Source organism: Halomonas sp. DP8Y7-1 (assembly GCF_019801685.1).
In the GTDB taxonomy this organism is placed as follows: Bacteria; Pseudomonadota; Gammaproteobacteria; order Pseudomonadales; family Halomonadaceae; genus Halomonas; species Halomonas litopenaei_A.
On sequence record NZ_JAHVIN010000014.1, the window covers coordinates 132,094 to 150,555 of the forward strand.

The following is an 18,462-nucleotide window of genomic DNA, read 5'->3' on the forward strand; positions in this document are numbered from 1 at the left end:
CAATGCCTGCAGCACTATCAAGTTCTGTCACAAGATCAAGGTGCGGTGGATGCGGGTGCCAAGATTCACTCGCTGGCGGTGGGCCTGCTCCGCGCGATCACGAGCCACGCAATGGTGGCCGTCATCCCCCTACAGATGCTTGAGCAGACGCTGCAATCTGTCCATATCCTGAGCGTCCCCTACCAGGCGCAACTGTCCCGACATCATGGCGTCGAAAAACACTTGCTGGGTGGGCCGACGCAACACCTTCACCGCTGTCTGGCTATCCTGGAAGCGCAGCTCGAGGTCCAGATCGACGGGGAGTCCTCGCTGGGTCTCGATACCGCTGGGCCGCATGCGGTAGTAACGAGCGATCGACAGGTCCTCTGTCGCGATACCCCAGTCGAGCCCACCTTTTTCTTCCAGCCGCTCACGAAAGCGCGCCTTGCGCTTGAGTGCCCGCTTCAGCATGACACCCAGCAGCCACAACATCAGTCTCAGAGTCATGTTGCCTCACGCTGGAATAGGAAGGCGCGGCCCGCCAAGCGAGCCGCGATATCAGCCATTCGCTGCCATTTCTGACAATGGCAAGCGTCGCCTCAGCGGGCGACGGCGTCCTTGAGGCCCTTGCCGGGCTTGAAGGCGACTGTCTTGCTGGCGGGAATCTTCAACGGCTGACCCGTCTGGGGATTCTTGCCGGTCCGCGCGGCACGCTCGCGCACGGTAAAGGTGCCGAAGCCGATCAAAGACACATCCTGGCCCGAGGAAACACTGCCGGTGATCTCGTCGAGAATCACGTTCAGCACCTGGCTGGCCTTGTCCTTGGATAGATCAGCGCGCTCGGCAATTGCCGCGGCGAGTTCTGGCTTGCGCATACAGCCCTCCTAATTTTGGCTTGACTACCCGGTGCCATGGCACCGGGATCATTGTTATGGAAACACTGTCCGTGTGTCCACCTGGACCCTTCCAGGTCCTGCCATGCCAACGCTCCCATACGATGCCGGCAATGAACGTCACGGATCGATCAGTGCATCCTTGTTGTGGTGAGATGACACTCGAAACCCATCGACGTGACACCGTCCATTCGTGTTACACGAATCAGAATCAGTATCACACACTGCAACGATGGCACCTTCAACGACGGTGGCCCAGCCACCATCAACGAACCTAGCCTAGCAACGGCGGTGCCGCCCGCGCCAGTTCGACTTTCCGACGAACGCATTTTCCCGTCAACGCAAACCCCTTGAGCTGCCCCTGTTCGTCCTCGGCAAGGGCGCTGATGTCATCGCCATCGGCCTCGATCCGCCATTGCACTCGCTCACTTGCCGGCGGCAACGCCACCACCGGCAGCAGCGGTGTCTTGACCAGCACGGGCCATGGGCCGTAGCTCACCGGGGTCGGGCTGCCGCACAGGGTAGCGGCCAGGGCCTTGGCCGATGCCTGCAACGGCTGCACATACATCGCGTTGACGCCGTCCACCGAGGCCACGTCTCCCAGTGCGTGTATACGCGGACAGGACGTCGATAGATAGCGATCCACCTGGATGCCGTCGGGGCCGGTACGGATGCCCGCCGCTTCGGCCAACTGGCTGCGGGGCCTGAGCCCCGTAGCGACCAGCACGAGATCAGCGCTCAGCGTCTGGCCGTCATCGAGCCGAAGGACGATCTCCTGTTCATCGCCCGCAGCCTGACGCGCTACGCTGTCGACCAGGCGCCCGCTTCTGATCTCGATGCCAGCGTCACGAAACGCATTGCCCAGCGCCTGGCCCGGCTGCTGGGGTAGCAGCCTCGGCAGCAAGGTGGGCTCCGGGCCAACCATGACGACCTGATGTCCGCCCGCCTGGAGGTCGTTGGCGAACTCGCAGCCCACCAGGCCCAACCCGATCACCGCCACTCGCGCCGGACGCTCCAGGCCGTCAAGAATGGCCGAGAAGCGGCGGTAGTCATCGAGATCATTGATCGAGAACACGCGGCCGCTGAGCTCCGCCGGAATGGCGAAGGGAGCGACAGGACTGGCACCGGTGGCCAGCACCAGGTCCGACCAGGGCAGCCGTTCCTGGCCAATCCACAGGCACGAGGACGCTGTATCGATGCGGTCTACCCAGGTATGGGTGCGCACCACCACATTCAGCTGATCGGCCAGCTCCAGGGCCGAACGGGCCGCCAGCCGATCCGCCGCCAAGCCCTTGGCAAAGCCCGTGGATAACAAGGGTTTGGAGTAGTCATCGCCGCTATCGGCCGTGATCAGGGTGATCGGACGCCGGGCGTCCAGTGCGCGCACCTGGCGCACCAGGCCAATGCCTGCCATGCCAGTGCCGATGATGGTCAAGGGTGCTTGCATCACGTACTTCGACTCTGCCGACGACCGCACTGCGGTCATTCAAGAAACCGGAGTGCCCAGCGGGGGCTCCAGCGAGTGACTCCTGTGCACCATGGTACACTATGCGCCCATCTACCGGAGCACGACGTCCGGTGCAGCAAGGACCTCAAGGCCCCATGTCACAGCATCCTCATGTCACCCCGTCCCGTTGCCATGTCGAGCCCGAGTGCCCGAGATCGACTCCCGAGTGGCGCGACATCCCCACATCGTCGCATGCCATCTCTGAGCGCTGGCTGGAGTGGCTGGCTTCCCGCGACTCACTGACGGAGAGACTGATGGCGGCCGCTGGCGAGGGACGCTTTCACGTGCGTCTGCTCGACCAGTACCTGGGGCAGCCATGGCCGGACGAGGCCGAGGCATTGGGACTGGCGGCCGGCCAGCAGGCCTGGCTGCGCGAGGTCGCGCTGTGCGTCGACGAGGTCCCTTGGGTGGTGGCACGCTCAGTGGCACCACGGGTGAGCGATCAACAGGCGCCCTTTGCCGGCCTTGGCGAAAACTCGCTGGGCAGTTGGCTGTTTCAGCAGCCGGATCTTCGCCGCAGCCCGATCGAGATCAGCCGGATATCTCGTCCTATCCACGGATACCGCGGTATCTGGCAACGGCGCTCTCTGTTTTGCCACGGGGGCTGGGTGATGCTGGTGCAAGAGAGCTTTCTGCCCGCCATGGCCGAGGCGCTGTCACTCGACCCGTCTCCAGGCTAGACAGCGACCGCGCTGTACTGGTCACGCCCGTCTCCCCGCGCTAGGCTTGGTCCGTCATGTCGACAAGCGCTGACCAGACCTGGCAGTAAATGGTCGCTCCCGGCGACACCCATGGATGAACTGTCTCGTCTTGTTTCGACGCTCAACGCCACACCAGCGGATGCGGACACGACTGAAGCGTGCCCGCCACGATGCCTGTGACAGCGACTTTCCACTAGCCCTCGAGAGACCACGATGGACCGCTCCCTGCTGCGTCCCCCCGGACGCCTCGCCCGAATTCCCGACTTCCTGGCGCTGATGCGTCTGGATCGCCCCATCGGCACTTGGCTGCTGATGTGGCCAACACTGTGGGCGCTGTGGGTAGCGGCGGACGGCATTCCCGCCCGCGACACCCTGCTGATCTTTGTCGCTGGCGTCTACCTGATGCGAGCAGCAGGCTGTGTCGTCAACGACTATGCGGACCGCCATTTCGACGGTCACGTCAAACGTACCAAACACCGCCCTCTGGCGACTGGGCGTATCAGCGAGCAGGAAGCCAAGATCCTGTTCGTCGGTCTGCTGACAGCGGCCTTCGTGCTGGTATGGCTGACCAACGGCTTTACCGTATGGCTGTCGCTGATCGGCGCCGTGCTGGCCGCCAGCTATCCCTTCATGAAGCGCTACACCCACTTTCCCCAGGTGGTGCTGGGGGCGGCCTTTTCCTGGGCGATTCCCATGGCATTCGGTGCCGTGCTGGGCGAGGTACCCACGGTCGGCTGGATCCTGTTCACCGCCAATGTACTGTGGACGGTGGCCTATGACACCGAATACGCCATGGTGGACCGTGACGATGATCTCAAGATCGGCATCAAGTCGACCGCAGTGCTGTTTGGTCGCTGGGACACTCGCATCATCGCGCTGCTGCAGCTGGCAACGCTGGGCCTGCTGGCCTGGGCGGGCGCTCTACTGAATATCGGCGGTTTCTATTGGCTGGGATGGCTGGCCATGGCGGCTACCTTTATCCACCAACAGAAACTCATCAAGGAGCGTGATCGCGATCGCTGCTTCCAGGCCTTTCTCAACAATCACTGGTCGGGCCTGCTGCTGTTTGCCGGCCTGGCGCTGAGTCTCTATCCCGACCTGGGATGACCCTGTCGAGCTGACGAGGGCTCGACAGGTCGGCCAATGTCATCTAAATGTCACATTGACGTGGTGTCATCTGTCACCGTTGATAGGAAGACCCTGAACAAGAGGCCCGGGATGACAGCCAAGACCGTATTGATCGTCGACGACGAAGCGCCCATCCGCGAAATGATCGCGGTGGCTCTGGAAATGGCCGACTACCGGGTCCTCGAGGCCGACAATGCCCAGGCGGCTCACGCGATTATCGTGGACGATCAGCCAGACCTGCTGCTGCTGGACTGGATGATGCCCGGAACCAGTGGCATCGAGCTGGCACGCCGCCTCAAGCGGGAAGAAACCACCGCCGAGCTGCCGATCATCCTGCTCACCGCCAAGGGTGAGGAGGACAACAAGATTCAGGGGCTTGAAGCAGGTGCAGACGACTACATCACCAAGCCGTTCTCTCCCCGGGAACTGGTCGCCCGTCTAAAAGCGGTGCTGCGTCGTGCCACTCCCCGCGGCGTTGAAGACCCGGTGGAAGTCGACGGGCTCAAGCTCGATCCTGTCAGCCACCGCGTCAGCGTCGACGGCAAGTCGCTCGACATGGGGCCCACCGAATACCGCCTGCTGCAGTTTTTCATGACCCACCAGGAACGCGCCTACACCCGCGGCCAGTTGCTTGATCAGGTCTGGGGTGGCAACGTCTACGTCGAGGAACGCACCGTCGACGTGCACATTCGCCGCCTGCGAAAGGCCCTTGGCGAGCCACATCAGCAGCTGATCCAGACCGTGCGCGGCACCGGCTACCGTTTTTCGGCCAAGATGTGACGTCTTGCCTCCCTTCCACGCAGGCTTGATAGCGCCTGTACGGCTGGCGGCAGACAGGAGGACATAGGTGAACGGAGCCAGGAGCTGACGTGGGTCGACTGTGGAGACGAGAAGTCTGGCGCTTGACCCTGCTGGTCGGCATCGGCGCCCTGCTGGGCTGGCCCTTTTCCTTGACGAGTGTCGGCGTCGGAGCGGGCCTGACGCTTGGTCTCGCCTATCATCTGCGCAACCTGCACGCCATGCACGACTGGCTGACCCATCGTCCCCAGCAGGAACCTCCTACCGCCAGCGGTCTGTGGGGCGAGCTGTTTGATCGACTCTATCGCTACCAGAAGGGCCAGCGCATTACCCAACGACGCCTGCGCTCAACGCTTCAGCGTATCCAGGAGTCCTCTGAAGCGATGCGCGACAGTGTGGTCATGCTGGATCGCCATGGCGATCTCGAATGGTGGAACAGCTCTGCCGAGCGCATGCTAGGCCTGAAGCCGGCGCTGGACCGTGGTCAACATATCACCAACCTGCTGCGTGATCCGCGCTTCGTCGGCTATTTCAACGAGCGGGACTATCGTGAGCCGCTGAGCCTGCCATCGCCCATCGACGAGAACATGATCCTGCAGTTCCAGATCACCCTGTACGGTGACGATGAACGCCTGGTCATGGCGCGCGATATCACACGCCTGCATCGCCTGGAACAGATGCGCCGAGACTTTGTGGCCAACGTCTCCCATGAGCTGCGCACGCCACTGACGGTACTGACCGGCTATCTCGAGACCTACGGCGACATGGCCGACATGCTGCCCGAACGGCTCGGCAAGGGGGTGGCGCAGATGCAGAACCAGACCCGTCGGATGCAGAACCTGGTCAATGATCTGCTGCTGCTGTCGCGACTGGAAAACGATCAGGGCGGCGATGACCACACGCGGCTCGACCCCACCACTCTGTTGCAGACCGTCAAGCGAGATGCACAGGCGCTGTCTGGTGGGCGCCAGCAGATCGAGGTGTCCATCGACGATCCGCGTGGGCTCAAGGGCAGTGAGAAGGAAATTCACAGTGCCATTTCCAACCTGGCCTTCAATGCCGTGCGCTATGCCGGCGATGGCGCACGTATCCAGCTACGCTGGCGGGCCTACGGTGATGGCGCCTGTCTTGAGGTGGAGGACGACGGCGACGGCATCGACCCGATGCACCTTCCGCGCCTCACCGAGCGCTTCTATCGGGTAGACAAGGGACGCAGCACGGCGACCGGTGGCACCGGACTAGGCCTCGCCATCGTCAAGCACGTGCTGCTGCGCCACGATGCGCGCCTCGACATCGACTCACATCCGGGTGAAGGCGCCACCTTCCGCTGTATCTTCCCCTCGAGCCGAGTGCAGGAAAACCGCCAGACGGCCGCCTCGCCCTGACCCCGACCCAGGGACACACCAGCCCCGCTTCAAGCCAGGCTGGCATCACTGTGTCTTTTCAGCTCCTGGGACCCAGCAAGATAACCGCAGCGCCCGCCAGGCAAAGCGCCGCCCCCATCATGTCCCAGCGATCGGGGGGGCGCTGCTCCACCCACCACATCCAGCCCAACGATGCCGCGATATACACGCCGCCGTACGCGGCAAAGGCGCGTCCAGCATAGTCAGCGTCTACCTGGCTGAGCAGCCAGGCAAACAGCGCCAGGCTGAACAGACCGGGCAACAGCCACCAGGCCGCACCATCCGCCCTCCACCAGCGCCATACCGCGAAGCAGCCGGCGATCTCGGCCACCGCCGCCAACAGGTAGATGGCCAGCCCAGGCAACCCTGTCAACATCGGCAGCGCCTTGCACCGGCCAGGTGACAGGTCGCCATCAGCGACGCACCACCGGCAGTTGGCGATAGTGCTGATCCCACATCAGCACAGCCCCGGCCACTGCGCCGGGAATCAGAAACAGATTGGCCAGTGGTATCCAGGTGATCAGCGTCACCAGGCCGCCAAAGCTGATACTCGGCCACCAGCGCGCCGACAGTCGCTTGCGCATATCGGGAAAACTGACCTTGTTATTGTCCATCGGATAGTCGAGATAGGTAATCGCCATGGTCCAGGCGCTGAAGGCCGCCCAGAGCAGCGGTGCCACCAGATTCACCACGGGTATCCAGCTGAGGATGAACAGGCCGATCATGCGCGGCAGAATATACGCCAGCTTGAGCAGTTCACGCCCGAGTGCATCAACACCGGTCTTGAGCCAACCGCGGTCGTCGCTGGGCTCCTGACCCGTCAGCTCGACCTCGGCACGCGCTGCCAGAAAGCCGTAGAAGGGGGCAGCAATCAGGTGGGTCACCAGGGTGAACGAAAAGAACACGATCACGATCAGGCTGACCACGAACAGGGGCCAGATCAGCCAGTCGAGCCACTCCAGCCAGCTTGGGACCATGGCCATCCAGCTGTCGAGCCAGCCACCAAACTCACCCAGCACATAGCTGAGCATGCCGGCATAGACCAGCAGATTGACCAGAATGGGAAGAAAGACGTAGCGGCGCAGTCCACGGCTATAGACCAGCCGCGTACCGCGACGAACCGCCTCAATAGCATTCAGCATGACTTCTATCCTTGGCAATGACATCAACAAGGCCATAACGACTGCGGGCCATCGTCTCGACGATGGCCCGCAGTTCAGGGTACCGGCAACGACCCTGACAGGGCCGGCCTATTGACGCCGCTTGCGGCGTTCAGGTCAAGACGAGGCGTCGTCGTCCAGCAGATCCGGGTCAATCTTGTCCGGCGAGACGTGACGGATATCCAGGCCCTTGACCAGGTAAATGACGTACTCGGCCAGGTTGTTGGCGTGGTCACCCACGCGCTCTAGGGCTCGCAGAATCCACATGATGGCGAGCACTGGCGAGATAGACCGAGCATCTTCCATCATGAAGGTCATCAGCGATCGCATGGCGCTTTGATACTCGCTGTCGACGCGCTCGTCTTCCTGCACCACCTGCATCGCAAGCTCAGTATCGAAGCGGGCAAAGGAGGTCAGTGCATCGCGCATCATGTGGCGAACGTGCTCGCTGATATTGCGCACCTCGACGAACCCGCGAGTGCCATTATTGCCGTCCACCAGTTCGATGGCGTTACGGGCGATCTTGCTGGCTTCATCACCGATACGCTCGAGATCGGATGCGGCGCGGATCACCGCCAGCACCAGGCGCAGGTCCGAGGCGGCCGGCTGGCGGCGGGCCAGCACGCGGGTGCACTCGTCATCAATCTTGATCTGCATATCGTTGACCGCGCGGTCATTGTCGACCACCCGGGAGGCCAACGCCGAGTCGGAGTCGAGCAGTGCGCTGACAGCATCCTGCACCTGCTTCTCGACCAGGCCACCCATGGCCATCAGGTGGGTCTTGAGCTCTTCAAGCTCGTGATTGAACTGGCGCGAGATATGCTGACTGTGGGTATCGCTGGTGATATCCATGGAGGTCTCCTGAAGGGAGGTGCAGGGGGCGATCAGCCCACCATACGTCCGGTGATGTAGTTTTCGGTGCGCCTCAGGCGCGGGTGCGTGAACAGGGTGTCGGTCGGTCCGTACTCCACCAGCTCACCGTTATGCAGGAACGCCGTATAGTCGGACACGCGTGCCGCCTGCTGCATGTTATGAGTGACCAGTACCAGGGTCAGATGTGGCTTCAGCGTGCGAATCAATTCCTCGATCTTGAGCGTCGAGATCGGGTCGAGAGCGGAGGCGGGTTCATCCAGCAGCAGCACCTCGGGCTCTACCGCCAGGGTCCGCGCAATCACCAGTCGCTGCTGTTGACCACCTGACAGTGACCAGGCTGACGCACGCAGGCGCCCCTTTACTTCTTCCCACAGTGCGGCTGACTTCAGCGCCCACTCGACCACATCATCGATGCGCCGCTTGCTGAGTCCCCCCTGCAGTCGCAAACCAAAGGCGACATTGTCGTAGATCGACATGGGAAAAGGATTGGGTGCCTGAAAGACCATGCCTACCCGTCGCCTCAACTCCGACACGGCCACTCGCGAATCATGGATGTCGTGCCCATCGAGATAGATACTGCCGCGCCGGCTGACGTCCTCGTTGAGGTCATGCAGCCGGTTAAGTGCCCGCAGCAACGTCGACTTGCCGCAGCCCGACGGCCCGATGAAGGCCGTCACTCGGTGCCGCGGGATGCGCAGCGTCAGATCCTTCAATGCGGGCTTGCCCGCATAGGCCAGACTTAGCCCCTGGATATCCAGGCACGTATCGGCTTCCGAAAACGCCATGACCGCCCCGCGCCGACTTCCCAGGGAGGCCTGGCTGAGCTGGCGTTGGGGCAGCCTTCCATCGATGGACATTGACTCTCCCTGCATCATCGACGCACCGGCGCACCATGACGCTTGCGCAGATAATGCCGCATGAATATTGCAGTCAGGTTAAGCACCAAAATAACCACTACCAACAACAGAGCCGTGGCATAGACCAGCGGCATGGCGGCCTGAACATCGCTGGAATGAAAGGCGGCATCGTAGATGTGATAGCCAAGGTGCATGAACTTTCTTTCAAGGTGGAGGAAAGGAAACTCACCGTCCACTGGAACCTGTGGTGCGAGCTTTGCCACGCCGACCAACATCAGCGGCGCCACTTCTCCCGCGGCCCGGGCCACCGCCAGAATCAATCCTGTCAGCATGGCCGGCATGGCCATCGGCAGCACCACCCGAGTCAAGGTCTCGAAGCGTGTTGCCCCCAGTGCCAGTGCCCCCTCGCGCTGGTGCAGGGGAATCCGTGACAGGCCCTCTTCAGTGGCCACGATCACGACTGGCAGGGTCAACAGCGCCAGGGTCAACGATGCCCACAGCAATCCGCCGGTACCAAAGGTCGGCGATGGCAGAGATGAGTCGAAGAACCACCGATCAATGCTGCCGCCGATACCATAGACGAAGACCCCGAGGCCAAACACGCCGTATACGATGGAGGGCACCCCGGCCAGATTGCGCACGCCAATCCTCACTAGCCGAGTCAAGCGGCCTTGATGGGCCACTTCATTGAGATAGACGGCAGCCAGCACACCGAAGGGCGTGACCAGCACCGACATCAGCAACACCATCAAGATAGTGCCGAAGATCGCAGGCCACACGCCGCCGGCCGTGTTGGCATCCCGGGGCCCCTCGGACAGGAATTGCCACAGTTCTCCTCCCCAGTGGCCCAGTTTTTCGTACCAGGCCATGGCGTTGGGGCGCCAGGCATCCAGCACTTCCTCCAAGGGCTGCTCCTGACGCTGGCCCTGGCTGTTCTCAAGCACCAGCACCCCGCCCTGCTGCAACCGACGAAGCTCCTTCGCCCGCGCCTGCAACGCTTGCAGTTGCCGGTCATCCAGGCGGTGCTGTGTCTCGCTCGACGACGGCTCACGCTCCATGCGCCGGATCAACGGCAGTATGTCATCACGGGTCAACTGCTGTCGGGCCTGGCGCAGGGCATCAAGCTCCTTGAGCCGCTGCTCCATGGCCAGCCACGCGGCCTCTCCCGTCAGCCGTTCACCCTCCAGCCTCACTGCCACCAGGCGACCGAAGAAGGTGCCCCAGTGACGTCGCTCAAGCACGACCAGGTCATCAGGCGTCTGGTCACTCGCCAGCCGCGGGACGCTCAACCAGCGCCAGATGCCACCGCCATCATCACGATTGGCTATCCAGTAGCGCCGCTCGACGCCTTCTCCACCGGGCAGCGTGCGCTGCTCAAAAGGCACGCCTATGACCGTGTCGCCGTCATCAAGGATGACCTCGTGCAGGGTCGACGGCCAGAAGTTGGCCAGCCCCTTCACGCTGAGCAGAACAATCAAGGCGCCTAGCATCAATACCGACAGCGCTACCGAGGCCGCAGCCAACCACGCCCAGGGCCCCTCATGCGGACGTCTTAGCGTCTTGCTGCCGACCGCCGTATGGCCGGGAATCTTCATGTATCACCCCGCGAACGCCGGAAGCGCTGCCTGAGTCTTGCACGCACCAGCTCGGCCAGGGTGTTCATCAGAAAGGTAAACAGAAACAGCGCCAGGGCCGCCAATAGCAGCAAGCGGTAGTGGGTGCCGCCTGGTGCCGCTTCAGGCAGTTCAATCGCAATGCTCGAGGCCAGCGACCTCAGGCCATCCAACGGCGTCGCCGTCATCAGGGCGCTGTTACCGCTGGCCATCAACACGATCATGGTTTCTCCCACCGCTCGACCGGCCCCGATCATGATGGCGGAGAAGATCCCCGGGAGGGCAATCGGCAGCATGACGCGGGTCAGGGTCTGCCAGCGCGTGGCACCCATGGCCTGGGCGCCTTCCGCCAGGTTTCGCGGCACATCACTGAGCGCATCCTCGGCCAGCGCATAAATGCCGGGGATCACGGCAAACCCCATCGCCAGCCCCACGATCATGGCATTGCGGGCCTGAACATCGAGACCCCAGCGCTGCTCGACCCATTCGCGCAGGTCGCCAGCGAACCACCAGCTCTCCCACAGCGGGGCAAGCTGCACCGCGGCGAGTACCAGCAACAACAGGCAGGGCAATAACCACAAGGCGGCCGAATTCAGCGACAGGTACCGCTGCACGGGGACCGGTAGCCGACGATGGCCCAGCGCCAGCGTGATCATCGCGAGGGGCAGCAGCAGCACGACGGACACTGCCTCGGCCAGATGGCGTTCCACCCAGGGGCCCAGCACCAGCCCGGCAATGAAACCCAGTACGACGCTGGGCATGGCTTCCATCAGCTCCAGGGTCGGCTTCATGCGCGCACGCAGTCCCGGCGTCATATACAGACTCGAGTGGGCCGCCGCGCCTAGTGCCAACGGTATGGCCACTATCAGCGCCCATATAGCGGCCTCAAGCGTCCCCCACAGCAACGGCGCCAGACTGGCCTGGGCAACCACCCCCTCTTCGAGGCGATGAGGCAGCCAGCGAAACTCAGCTTCGCCACTGGTGCCGGGGGCCGACCACAGCGCACTCAGAGACATTCCGTCTGCCCCGGGCCAGAACAGGGGCACCACCTCCACCAGCAGAAATACCGCGATGGCAATGACCGTCAACAGCACACCGATCCCCCCTGCCGTGATCAGCAGGGTGGCCAGTCGATCTCGCCGCTGGCGGGACCGATAGAGAGGATTGGTGGAGGTAGGATCAGACATCTAGGCCAGCCATTGTTGCATAGCGGAAGATTACGACATCTTCATGACATCTGGATGACAGAAGGCGGCTTGATCAACGTTCCTCTCGTGCCAACGCCGGTAGCCCCAGCGCTCGTCGCTGTGCCATCAATGCCGAGGGAGACAGCGCCACGAAGCCCAGTTCCTTCACCACGCGCTGACCCGACGGCGACAGCACCATGTCCAGGAAGGCACGCTCTACCTCCGGCAGCGGTGTTTCCGGGGGCCGGTTGACGTAAATGAGCAAGTCGCGAACCAACGGATAGTCCCCATCCCGCAGCGCCTGACGCTCAGGTCTCACGTCACGCTGGCCATCGGCAATGGCCACCTCACGCACGTCAGCGTTCAAATGATTCAAACCGACATACCCGATGCCTCGCGGGTCGTCACCGACAGCGGCGACCACCGCTGCCGATCCCGCCGAGACGGTGACGGATACCTTGAACTCACCATCACACAGCGCACGACGCCGAAACAGACCGTGAGTACCGGAGACCGCATTACGACCGTACAGATGGATGCTGCCCTGGGGATCATCCAGCCCCAGCTGCTGCCAGTGGTCGATGCTTTCTTCCGCACCACAGGCCAGCGTATCGGAGAAGATGGCGTCGAGCTGCTGGCGGTTCAGACGCTCGAGGGGATTATGCCGATTGACCACCACGACCAGGGCATCCTTGCCCACGACCACGGGAGTGACGGCATAGCCGTGACGTGCCGCAAATGCTGCCTTCTCATCATCCTGCATGGGCCGCGACATGGGGCCCAACAGCGTAGTGCCGGCAATCAACGCGGGTGGAGCACTGGCGGATCCTGCCACTTGCAGCTGCAGACGAACGCCTGGACGCTGCTCTTCGAACTGTTCCCCCCAGCGCAGCATCAGCTCGGCCATGGTGTCCGAACCTACTGCGTTCAATGCCCCCGCGACATCGTGTGCCGTCGCCGGCAAGGGTAACCATGCCACCCAGCCCAGCCACAGGAGCATCACGATGCGCCTGCTGGTGGCAGCAAAATGGGACACGCTGGACATCTGGCCTCCCGGCATTGGCTCAGCATCACGTCAGACAGAATGACGCCTTCGCTCGGCTATCTTCCTGAGTTTTCACATCATCCGTGCCACACGGTTGCCAAGGCAACCACCTAGAACTTCTGCCAGAGCTTCTGCCAGAACGTCTATCAAAGCTTCTGGGCGTGGTGGTCCTCGGCGCGACGTCCCTGCAGGGTAACGCACGAACGGTGGAGTATATCGCTCCGGGGTGGTTTCATGACGTCAGCGACGATGGCGTTTGCTTGCGAACGTCAGCGATGACAACAACTCACGCCGGATGCCACTCATCATGATGACCGAAGTCGATGACGTTCCTGTGCCAAAGGGTCAACTGACCTTGAAGCTCGCGGCGACTCGCCAGGACACCAACGCGCACGGTGACATTCCCGCTGGTTGGTTAGCCCGCCTGATGGACCAGGCCGCAGAGTGGACCGCCAGCCAAGAGGCACGGGGACGAACCGCCACCGTGGCGATCGAGGGAATGGACTTTCTCTGCCCGGTGCGTGTGGGCTCTCTGGTCTGCGTCTACACCCAGGTCGGTGATATTGGCCACAGTTCGATCAAGATTGATGTGGAGGTATGGGTTCGTACAGCTCACGACAGCGAGGACGACCTCCACAAGGTCACCGAAGCACGCCACGTGCTGGTGGCACTGGACGACAATGGCCGCATCCGAGGCGTGCATGCTTGATCCGGCGGCCTGCCACCGGGCAACGGCACTCGTCCACCGTTGCCCGGGCGTTCAGACATCAAGACAGCACGTTGTCCCGCGCCTTGAGATAGGCAAACTCGCCCACATCCGAGAACTTGCGCACCTGGGCCTGGAAGTTGCGATATGACTCGTAGATGCGCGCAGACGCCTCGTCACTGTCCACCTGCTTCTGCAATACCTGCTCCGACGATTCGTGCAACGCCGAGATCACGTCGTCAGGGAAGGCACGCAGCTGCACGCCGTGCTCATTGACCAACGCGTCCAGGGCTTCGGCATTGCGGAAGGCAAATTCACTGATCATCGCCAGGTTGGAGGCTCTCGCCGCCTCGGTCACGATGGCCTTGAGGTCGTCGGGAAGCGCGTTCCAGGCATCCAGATTGACCGTCCCCTCAAGGATGGCACTCGGCTCGTTCCAGGCAGAGGTATAGTAGAAATCCGCGACCTGGTGCAGACCAAAGGCCAAGTCGTTGTACGGTCCGACCCAGTCTGCAGCATCGAGCACACCGGTCTGCAGCGAAGTGAAAATCTCGCTGCCGGGAATCGTCAGCGTGGTGACCCCGATGCCTGACATGGCTTCACCGGCAAGACCGGGCAGACGCAGCTTGAGCCCCTGCATATCTTCCAGTGAGTTGATCTCCTTCTTGAACCAGCCTGCCATCTGGGTCCCGGTATTGCCCACCGCAAATGGCTTGAGGTTATGCCCGGCATACAGCTCGTCCCACAATTCCTGACCACCGCCGTTGTAAAGCCAGGCGTTGGTCTCGGTGGTGGTCATGCCGAATGGCACGGCGGTAAAGAACTGGGATGCCGCCACCTTGCCACGCCAGTAATAGGAAGCGGAATGTCCCATTTCGGCGGTGCCCTGAGACACTGCGTCAAAGACTTCCATGGCCGGCACCATCTCGCCTGCACCGTGAACCCTAACTTTCATGCGCCCGCCGGACATCCGCTCAATCCGCTCGGCCAGGTCATTGGCACCGGTTCCCAATGCAGGGAAGTTCTTGGGCCAGGAGGTGACCATGTTCCAGGTAATGGTTTCCTGGGCACTGGCGGTGCTGACAAAGGGGGCGGCGGCGACGCCTGCAGCGCCGAGGCCGGCGGTCTTGAGAAAGGAACGGCGTTCCATGGGGCGAGCTCCTGAAGCGTGTTATGTCGACGCCGGCATCAAAGCAGCAGGGTCGAAGGCTGCTCTCCCCGGCGTGGTGTCCGCCGGGAAGTATGCGGGAAAGAGAAATTAGCCTGCAAGCCAGGCCTGAGACGCTGCGCTCAAGAGCGCAGCTGGCAAAGACGGCAGTGGGCTACAGCGCCTCGAGCTTGGCAAACCCGAGTACCAGCCATTTATCCCCGTGGCCTTCGAAGCTGACCTGCACCCGGGCACGCTCCCCCTCACCTTCTGCATTGAGGATGACTCCCTCACCAAATACCGGGTGGCGAACCCGCTGCCCCAATGACAGTGCAGGCAGGTCACCGCTGGCCTCGACACCGGACTGGGCAAAGCGTGGCGGCGTCGGCCGCGCGCTGACGGGACGCGATACCTGGCCGCGAAGACGCACTTCCTCCAGCAGCGACTCGGGCAACTCGCGCAGGAAACGAGACGGCCGCTGAAAGGTTTCCTTGCCATGCATGCGGCGAATCTCGGCATGGGTCAGATACAGCTTTTTCATCGCCCGGGTCACCCCGACGTAGCAGAGTCGGCGCTCTTCCTCGAGGCGGCCGGGCTCTTCCAGGGACATGCGGTGGGGAAACAGCCCCTCTTCGACTCCCGCAATGAATACCACTGGGAACTCCAACCCCTTGGCGGAGTGCAACGTCATCAGCTGCACGCTGTCTTCGAATTCGTCGGCCTCGTGCTCGCCAGCGTTGAGCGCCGCCTCGGCCAGAAAGGCCTCGAGCGCCACCATGCCCTCGCCAGCCTCCACGGTATCCAATGTCTCGCCCTGGGAGAACGCCCGCGCGGCATTGATCAGTTCTTCCAGGTTCTCGACTCGAGCCTGGCCCTTCTCGCCCTTTTCGCTGAGGTGGTGATCAATCAGTCCCGTGCGCTGGTTAACGTGGGCGATGATCTCGTGAAGCGCCATCCCCGAGGTGTCATTGTCGAGACCTTCGATCAGGTCGGCAAATGCCGTCACGGCGTTGGCGGCACGCCCCTTTAGAGAGCCGTCGGCCAGGGTGTCATGGATGGACTGCCACAGCGATACCTCCGCGCGGCGCGCACGATCGCGCAAGCCCTCTACAGTGCGCGTACCGATACCTCTAGCGGGCACATTGATGACGCGTTCCAGGGACGCGTCATCGTCACGGTTCAGCAAAAGGCGCAGATATGCCAAGGCGTTCTTGATCTCAAGGCGCTCGTAGAACCGCTGCCCCCCGTAGATGCGATACGGCATGCCCTGGCGAATCAAGGTCTCCTCGATCACTCGAGACTGAGCATTGGAGCGATACAGAATGGCCACTTCCTGGCGCTGGAACCCTTCATCGACCTTTTCCTTGATGGTATCGACGATAAAGCGTGCCTCTTCCATATCATTGAAACCGGCATACACGGAAATGGGTTCGCCGCGACTGCCAGCCGTCCACAGCTCCTTGCCCATGCGATCAGAGTTCTGCTTGATCAGCGCGTTGGCCGCATCAAGGATGGCGCTGGTAGAGCGATAGTTCTGTTCGAGTCGGACGGTCTTGGTATCCGCAAACTCTTGCTCGAAGCGACGGATGTTCTCCACCTTGGCCCCACGCCAACCGTAGATCGACTGATCGTCATCACCCACCACCGTCATCGGCGTGCGCTGCCTAGTAAGAAGCTTCAACCAGGCGTACTGCAAGGTGTTGGTGTCCTGGAACTCATCCACCAGCACATGGGCAAAGCGTTCCTGGTAATGGGCCAGCAATGCAGGATTGTCACGCAAAAGCTCCAGGCTGCGCAGCAACAGCTCACCAAAATCGACCAGACCACCACGTTCACAGGTCAACTGATAGATGTCGTACAGCGATACCATCTGCTCGACATAGGCGTCGCCGTTGGTACGTACCTGGTGTGGCCGAAGCCCTTCTTCCTTGCAACCACCGATGAAGGATTGCACTTGGCGCGGCGGGAAACGCTCGTCGTCGACCTGATTATCTTTCAACAGGCGTTTGATCAGACGCAGTTGATCATCGGAATCGATGATCTGGAAGTGCTGGGGCAGACGAGCATCCTGCCAGTGAGTACGCAGCAAGCGATGGGCAATCGAGTGGAAGGTGCCCACCCAGACATGCCTCAGCGAGAGTCCCAGAAGGGCCTCAAGACGCGTGCGCATCTCCCTGGCGGCCTTGTTGGTGAAGGTCACCGCCAATACGGCGTAGGGTGACAGCCCCTCGGCCTGCATCAGCCAGGCGATACGATGCACCAGCACGCGGGTCTTGCCGGAGCCCGCGCCGGCGAGCACCAGCATGTTGCCCTGAGGAGCGCATACCGCCTCGTGCTGCGCCGAATTGAGGCCGTCAATGATCGCCGTGACGTCGTCCATGGAGAAGGCACCGCTGGAGAGAAAGTGGGCGCCCAGTCTACCATAGCGATGCTGGATAAAAGGACAGCAGACCATCGACCCCAAGGCGCGGGTCGTCAGTCTCCGCTTGTGCGCGTCAAGATGAGTCGGATTCGGGATAACGCAACGGGTTCAGGCTACGCTTTACCGCCTTGAGCTGTTCGGCCAACTTGGGACCTCGGGTCTTGGCGACACCTACCGCCAACACGTCGATCAGCACCAGGTGCGCAATTCGCGAGCTCATCGGCGTATAAATTTCTGTGTCTTCGAGCACATCGATAAACAGCGGCAGGTCTACCTCATCCGCCAGCGGCGATCCGCTCGGGCAAAGGCCGACCACGGTGGCTCCCGCCTCCCGTGCCAGCTTGACGCTGGCGACCAGGGCGCGGGTACGCCCGGTCTGGGAAATGGCCACCACCACGTCGCCTTCCTTGAGCGTCACCGCCGACATGTTCTGCATATGGGGGTCGGCATAGGCAGCGGTAGAAATCTGCAGCCGGAAGAACTTGTGCTGCGCATCGAAGGCCACTGCACCAGACGCGCCGAAACCATAGAACTCGACACGATTGGCCATGGCCAGCGCGTTGATGGTCCTGTTCAACGCATCATTGTCCAGGCGATCGCGAATCGACAGCAGGGTGCCCACCGTCGAGTCGAAGATGCTGTGGGAGAATTCGGCCACGGAGTCGCTGTCATTCATCGAGAATTGAGCGAACTGGCTACCTGACGCCAGCATCTGCGCTAGCTTCAGCTTGAAATCCTGAAACCCGTCACAGCCAAGTGCGCGACAGAAGCGCACGACCGTGGGCTCGCTGACCTTTGCCTCAGTGGCAAGATCGACGATACGCATGTGGATAACTTCATCGGGGTTACGCAGAACGAAGCGTGCCACCTTCTGCTCTGACCGCCGGAAGTGTTCCATGCGACGTCGCATTTCATCAAACAGCGCGCGACTCACCCTTTACTCCTTTGACTGACGGGAGGCCCCGAGGTAGCAGGCCTTGAGCCTTGTCCCGCCCGACATCGTGCATGGCAGCATGTCATACAGCTCCATGGCTGTCGGGCCG

General features: G+C 62.0%; 18 protein-coding genes. 5 read left to right on the top strand and 13 right to left on the bottom strand.

Translation table 11 applies throughout. The features are described 5' to 3' along the window. Positions 1-129: 129 nt before the first annotated feature. The 3 genes from KUV41_RS17470 to KUV41_RS17480 form a co-directional block, all read right to left on the bottom strand. Entirely contained in the window at positions 130-486 is a 357-nt protein-coding gene (locus KUV41_RS17470; protein ID WP_206942024.1) for a hypothetical protein, read from the bottom strand. Positions 487-578: 92 nt separating this feature from the next. Beyond that, entirely contained in the window at positions 579-854 is a 276-nt protein-coding gene (locus KUV41_RS17475) for an HU family DNA-binding protein (RefSeq protein ID WP_045991652.1), read from the bottom strand. 292 nt (positions 855-1,146) lie between these two features. Next, on the bottom strand, positions 1,147-2,319 hold the full coding sequence (locus KUV41_RS17480) for an FAD-dependent oxidoreductase (RefSeq protein WP_222484198.1): 1,173 nt from the start codon (positions 2,317-2,319) through the stop codon (positions 1,147-1,149). A gap of 155 nt (positions 2,320-2,474) precedes the next feature. On the opposite strand from KUV41_RS17480, the gene KUV41_RS17485 reads away from it, so the two are divergent. From KUV41_RS17485 to phoR, 4 genes are all read left to right on the top strand, one after another. Further along, a complete protein-coding gene (locus KUV41_RS17485) occupies positions 2,475-3,059 on the top strand; it encodes a chorismate--pyruvate lyase family protein (RefSeq protein ID WP_222486897.1) in 585 nt (194 codons plus the stop codon). A gap of 234 nt (positions 3,060-3,293) precedes the next feature. After that, positions 3,294-4,187 (top strand): 4-hydroxybenzoate octaprenyltransferase, encoded by an 894-nt coding sequence (ubiA, locus tag KUV41_RS17490; protein WP_222484200.1) that lies wholly within the window; start codon positions 3,294-3,296, stop codon positions 4,185-4,187. Positions 4,188-4,298: 111 nt separating this feature from the next. Then, complete coding sequence (phoB, locus tag KUV41_RS17495) at positions 4,299-4,988, top strand: phosphate regulon transcriptional regulator PhoB (RefSeq protein ID WP_206942029.1); 690 nt, start codon at positions 4,299-4,301, stop codon at positions 4,986-4,988. An 89-nt stretch (positions 4,989-5,077) separates the two neighbouring features. After that, positions 5,078-6,391, top strand: coding sequence for a phosphate regulon sensor histidine kinase PhoR (gene phoR / locus KUV41_RS17500; RefSeq protein ID WP_206942032.1), 1,314 nt, complete (start codon positions 5,078-5,080; stop codon positions 6,389-6,391). Positions 6,392-6,449: 58 nt separating this feature from the next. Here phoR and KUV41_RS17505 read toward each other — a convergent pair whose 3' ends face one another. The 7 genes from KUV41_RS17505 to KUV41_RS17535 all read right to left on the bottom strand — a co-directional run bounded on the left by KUV41_RS17505 (position 6,450) and on the right by KUV41_RS17535 (position 13,144). Beyond that, positions 6,450-6,785 carry a YnfA family protein gene (locus KUV41_RS17505; protein ID WP_206942033.1) on the bottom strand — a complete coding sequence of 112 codons (336 nt, stop codon included), beginning with the start codon at positions 6,783-6,785 and terminating at the stop codon, positions 6,450-6,452. A 37-nt stretch (positions 6,786-6,822) separates the two neighbouring features. Further along, positions 6,823-7,551: a sulfate transporter CysZ gene (cysZ, locus tag KUV41_RS17510; RefSeq protein WP_206942036.1), complete on the bottom strand. Its 729-nt coding sequence runs from the start codon at positions 7,549-7,551 to the stop codon at positions 6,823-6,825. 135 nt (positions 7,552-7,686) lie between these two features. Next, complete coding sequence (gene phoU / locus KUV41_RS17515; RefSeq protein ID WP_206942038.1) at positions 7,687-8,421, bottom strand: phosphate signaling complex protein PhoU; 735 nt, start codon at positions 8,419-8,421, stop codon at positions 7,687-7,689. 32 nt (positions 8,422-8,453) lie between these two features. After that, the gene (pstB, locus tag KUV41_RS17520) at positions 8,454-9,227 is read right to left on the bottom strand and encodes a phosphate ABC transporter ATP-binding protein PstB (RefSeq protein ID WP_206942567.1); all 774 of its coding nucleotides are present in this window, start codon (positions 9,225-9,227) and stop codon (positions 8,454-8,456) included. 86 nt (positions 9,228-9,313) lie between these two features. Beyond that, the gene (gene pstA / locus KUV41_RS17525) at positions 9,314-10,894 is read right to left on the bottom strand and encodes a phosphate ABC transporter permease PstA (RefSeq protein ID WP_206942040.1); all 1,581 of its coding nucleotides are present in this window, start codon (positions 10,892-10,894) and stop codon (positions 9,314-9,316) included. Then, on the bottom strand, positions 10,891-12,099 hold the full coding sequence (locus KUV41_RS17530; RefSeq protein ID WP_206942042.1) for an ABC transporter permease subunit: 1,209 nt from the start codon (positions 12,097-12,099) through the stop codon (positions 10,891-10,893). The genes pstA and KUV41_RS17530 overlap by 4 nt, the downstream gene beginning before the upstream one ends. Positions 12,100-12,172: 73 nt before the next feature. Next, positions 12,173-13,144, bottom strand: coding sequence for a phosphate ABC transporter substrate-binding protein (locus tag KUV41_RS17535; protein WP_224907864.1), 972 nt, complete (start codon positions 13,142-13,144; stop codon positions 12,173-12,175). Between the two features lie 310 nt (positions 13,145-13,454). Between KUV41_RS17535 and KUV41_RS17540 the strand changes: the two genes are divergently transcribed. Further along, entirely contained in the window at positions 13,455-13,853 is a 399-nt protein-coding gene (locus tag KUV41_RS17540; protein WP_206942570.1) for an acyl-CoA thioesterase, read from the top strand. Between the two features lie 58 nt (positions 13,854-13,911). On the opposite strand, the gene KUV41_RS17545 is transcribed toward KUV41_RS17540, so the two are convergent. The 3 genes from KUV41_RS17545 to hexR all read right to left on the bottom strand — a co-directional run bounded on the left by KUV41_RS17545 (position 13,912) and on the right by hexR (position 18,353). After that, positions 13,912-15,000, bottom strand: a complete 1,089-nt coding sequence (locus KUV41_RS17545; protein WP_206942044.1) for a TRAP transporter substrate-binding protein — start codon at positions 14,998-15,000, stop codon at positions 13,912-13,914. Positions 15,001-15,172: 172 nt separating this feature from the next. Next, on the bottom strand, positions 15,173-17,377 hold the full coding sequence (uvrD, locus tag KUV41_RS17550) for a DNA helicase II (RefSeq protein WP_222487007.1): 2,205 nt from the start codon (positions 17,375-17,377) through the stop codon (positions 15,173-15,175). A 115-nt stretch (positions 17,378-17,492) separates the two neighbouring features. Further along, on the bottom strand, positions 17,493-18,353 hold the full coding sequence (gene hexR, locus KUV41_RS17555) for a transcriptional regulator HexR (RefSeq protein ID WP_206942046.1): 861 nt from the start codon (positions 18,351-18,353) through the stop codon (positions 17,493-17,495). Between the last annotated feature and the right edge of the window lie 109 nt (positions 18,354-18,462).

What these genes read in the sequence shown, in the direction of transcription:
- KUV41_RS17505 (WP_206942033.1), bottom strand. Translation starts at nt 6,785, where the DNA reads ATGTTGACAGGGTTGCCTGGGCTGGCCATCTACCTGTTGGCGGCGGTG.
- KUV41_RS17530 (WP_206942042.1), bottom strand. Translation starts at nt 12,099, where the DNA reads ATGTCTGATCCTACCTCCACCAATCCTCTCTATCGGTCCCGCCAGCGG.
- pstA (WP_206942040.1), bottom strand. Translation starts at nt 10,894, where the DNA reads ATGAAGATTCCCGGCCATACGGCGGTCGGCAGCAAGACGCTAAGACGT.
- ubiA (WP_222484200.1), top strand. Translation starts at nt 3,294, where the DNA reads ATGGACCGCTCCCTGCTGCGTCCCCCCGGACGCCTCGCCCGAATTCCC.
- phoB (WP_206942029.1), top strand. Translation starts at nt 4,299, where the DNA reads ATGACAGCCAAGACCGTATTGATCGTCGACGACGAAGCGCCCATCCGC.
- cysZ (WP_206942036.1), bottom strand. Translation starts at nt 7,551, where the DNA reads ATGCTGAATGCTATTGAGGCGGTTCGTCGCGGTACGCGGCTGGTCTAT.
- KUV41_RS17480 (WP_222484198.1), bottom strand. Translation starts at nt 2,319, where the DNA reads ATGCAAGCACCCTTGACCATCATCGGCACTGGCATGGCAGGCATTGGC.
- KUV41_RS17535 (WP_224907864.1), bottom strand. Translation starts at nt 13,144, where the DNA reads ATGTCCAGCGTGTCCCATTTTGCTGCCACCAGCAGGCGCATCGTGATG.
- pstB (WP_206942567.1), bottom strand. Translation starts at nt 9,227, where the DNA reads ATGGCGTTTTCGGAAGCCGATACGTGCCTGGATATCCAGGGGCTAAGT.
- uvrD (WP_222487007.1), bottom strand. Translation starts at nt 17,377, where the DNA reads ATGGACGACGTCACGGCGATCATTGACGGCCTCAATTCGGCGCAGCAC.
- KUV41_RS17475 (WP_045991652.1), bottom strand. Translation starts at nt 854, where the DNA reads ATGCGCAAGCCAGAACTCGCCGCGGCAATTGCCGAGCGCGCTGATCTA.
- phoU (WP_206942038.1), bottom strand. Translation starts at nt 8,421, where the DNA reads ATGGATATCACCAGCGATACCCACAGTCAGCATATCTCGCGCCAGTTC.
- KUV41_RS17540 (WP_206942570.1), top strand. Translation starts at nt 13,455, where the DNA reads ATGACCGAAGTCGATGACGTTCCTGTGCCAAAGGGTCAACTGACCTTG.
- KUV41_RS17485 (WP_222486897.1), top strand. Translation starts at nt 2,475, where the DNA reads ATGTCACAGCATCCTCATGTCACCCCGTCCCGTTGCCATGTCGAGCCC.
- KUV41_RS17545 (WP_206942044.1), bottom strand. Translation starts at nt 15,000, where the DNA reads ATGGAACGCCGTTCCTTTCTCAAGACCGCCGGCCTCGGCGCTGCAGGC.
- KUV41_RS17470 (WP_206942024.1), bottom strand. Translation starts at nt 486, where the DNA reads ATGACTCTGAGACTGATGTTGTGGCTGCTGGGTGTCATGCTGAAGCGG.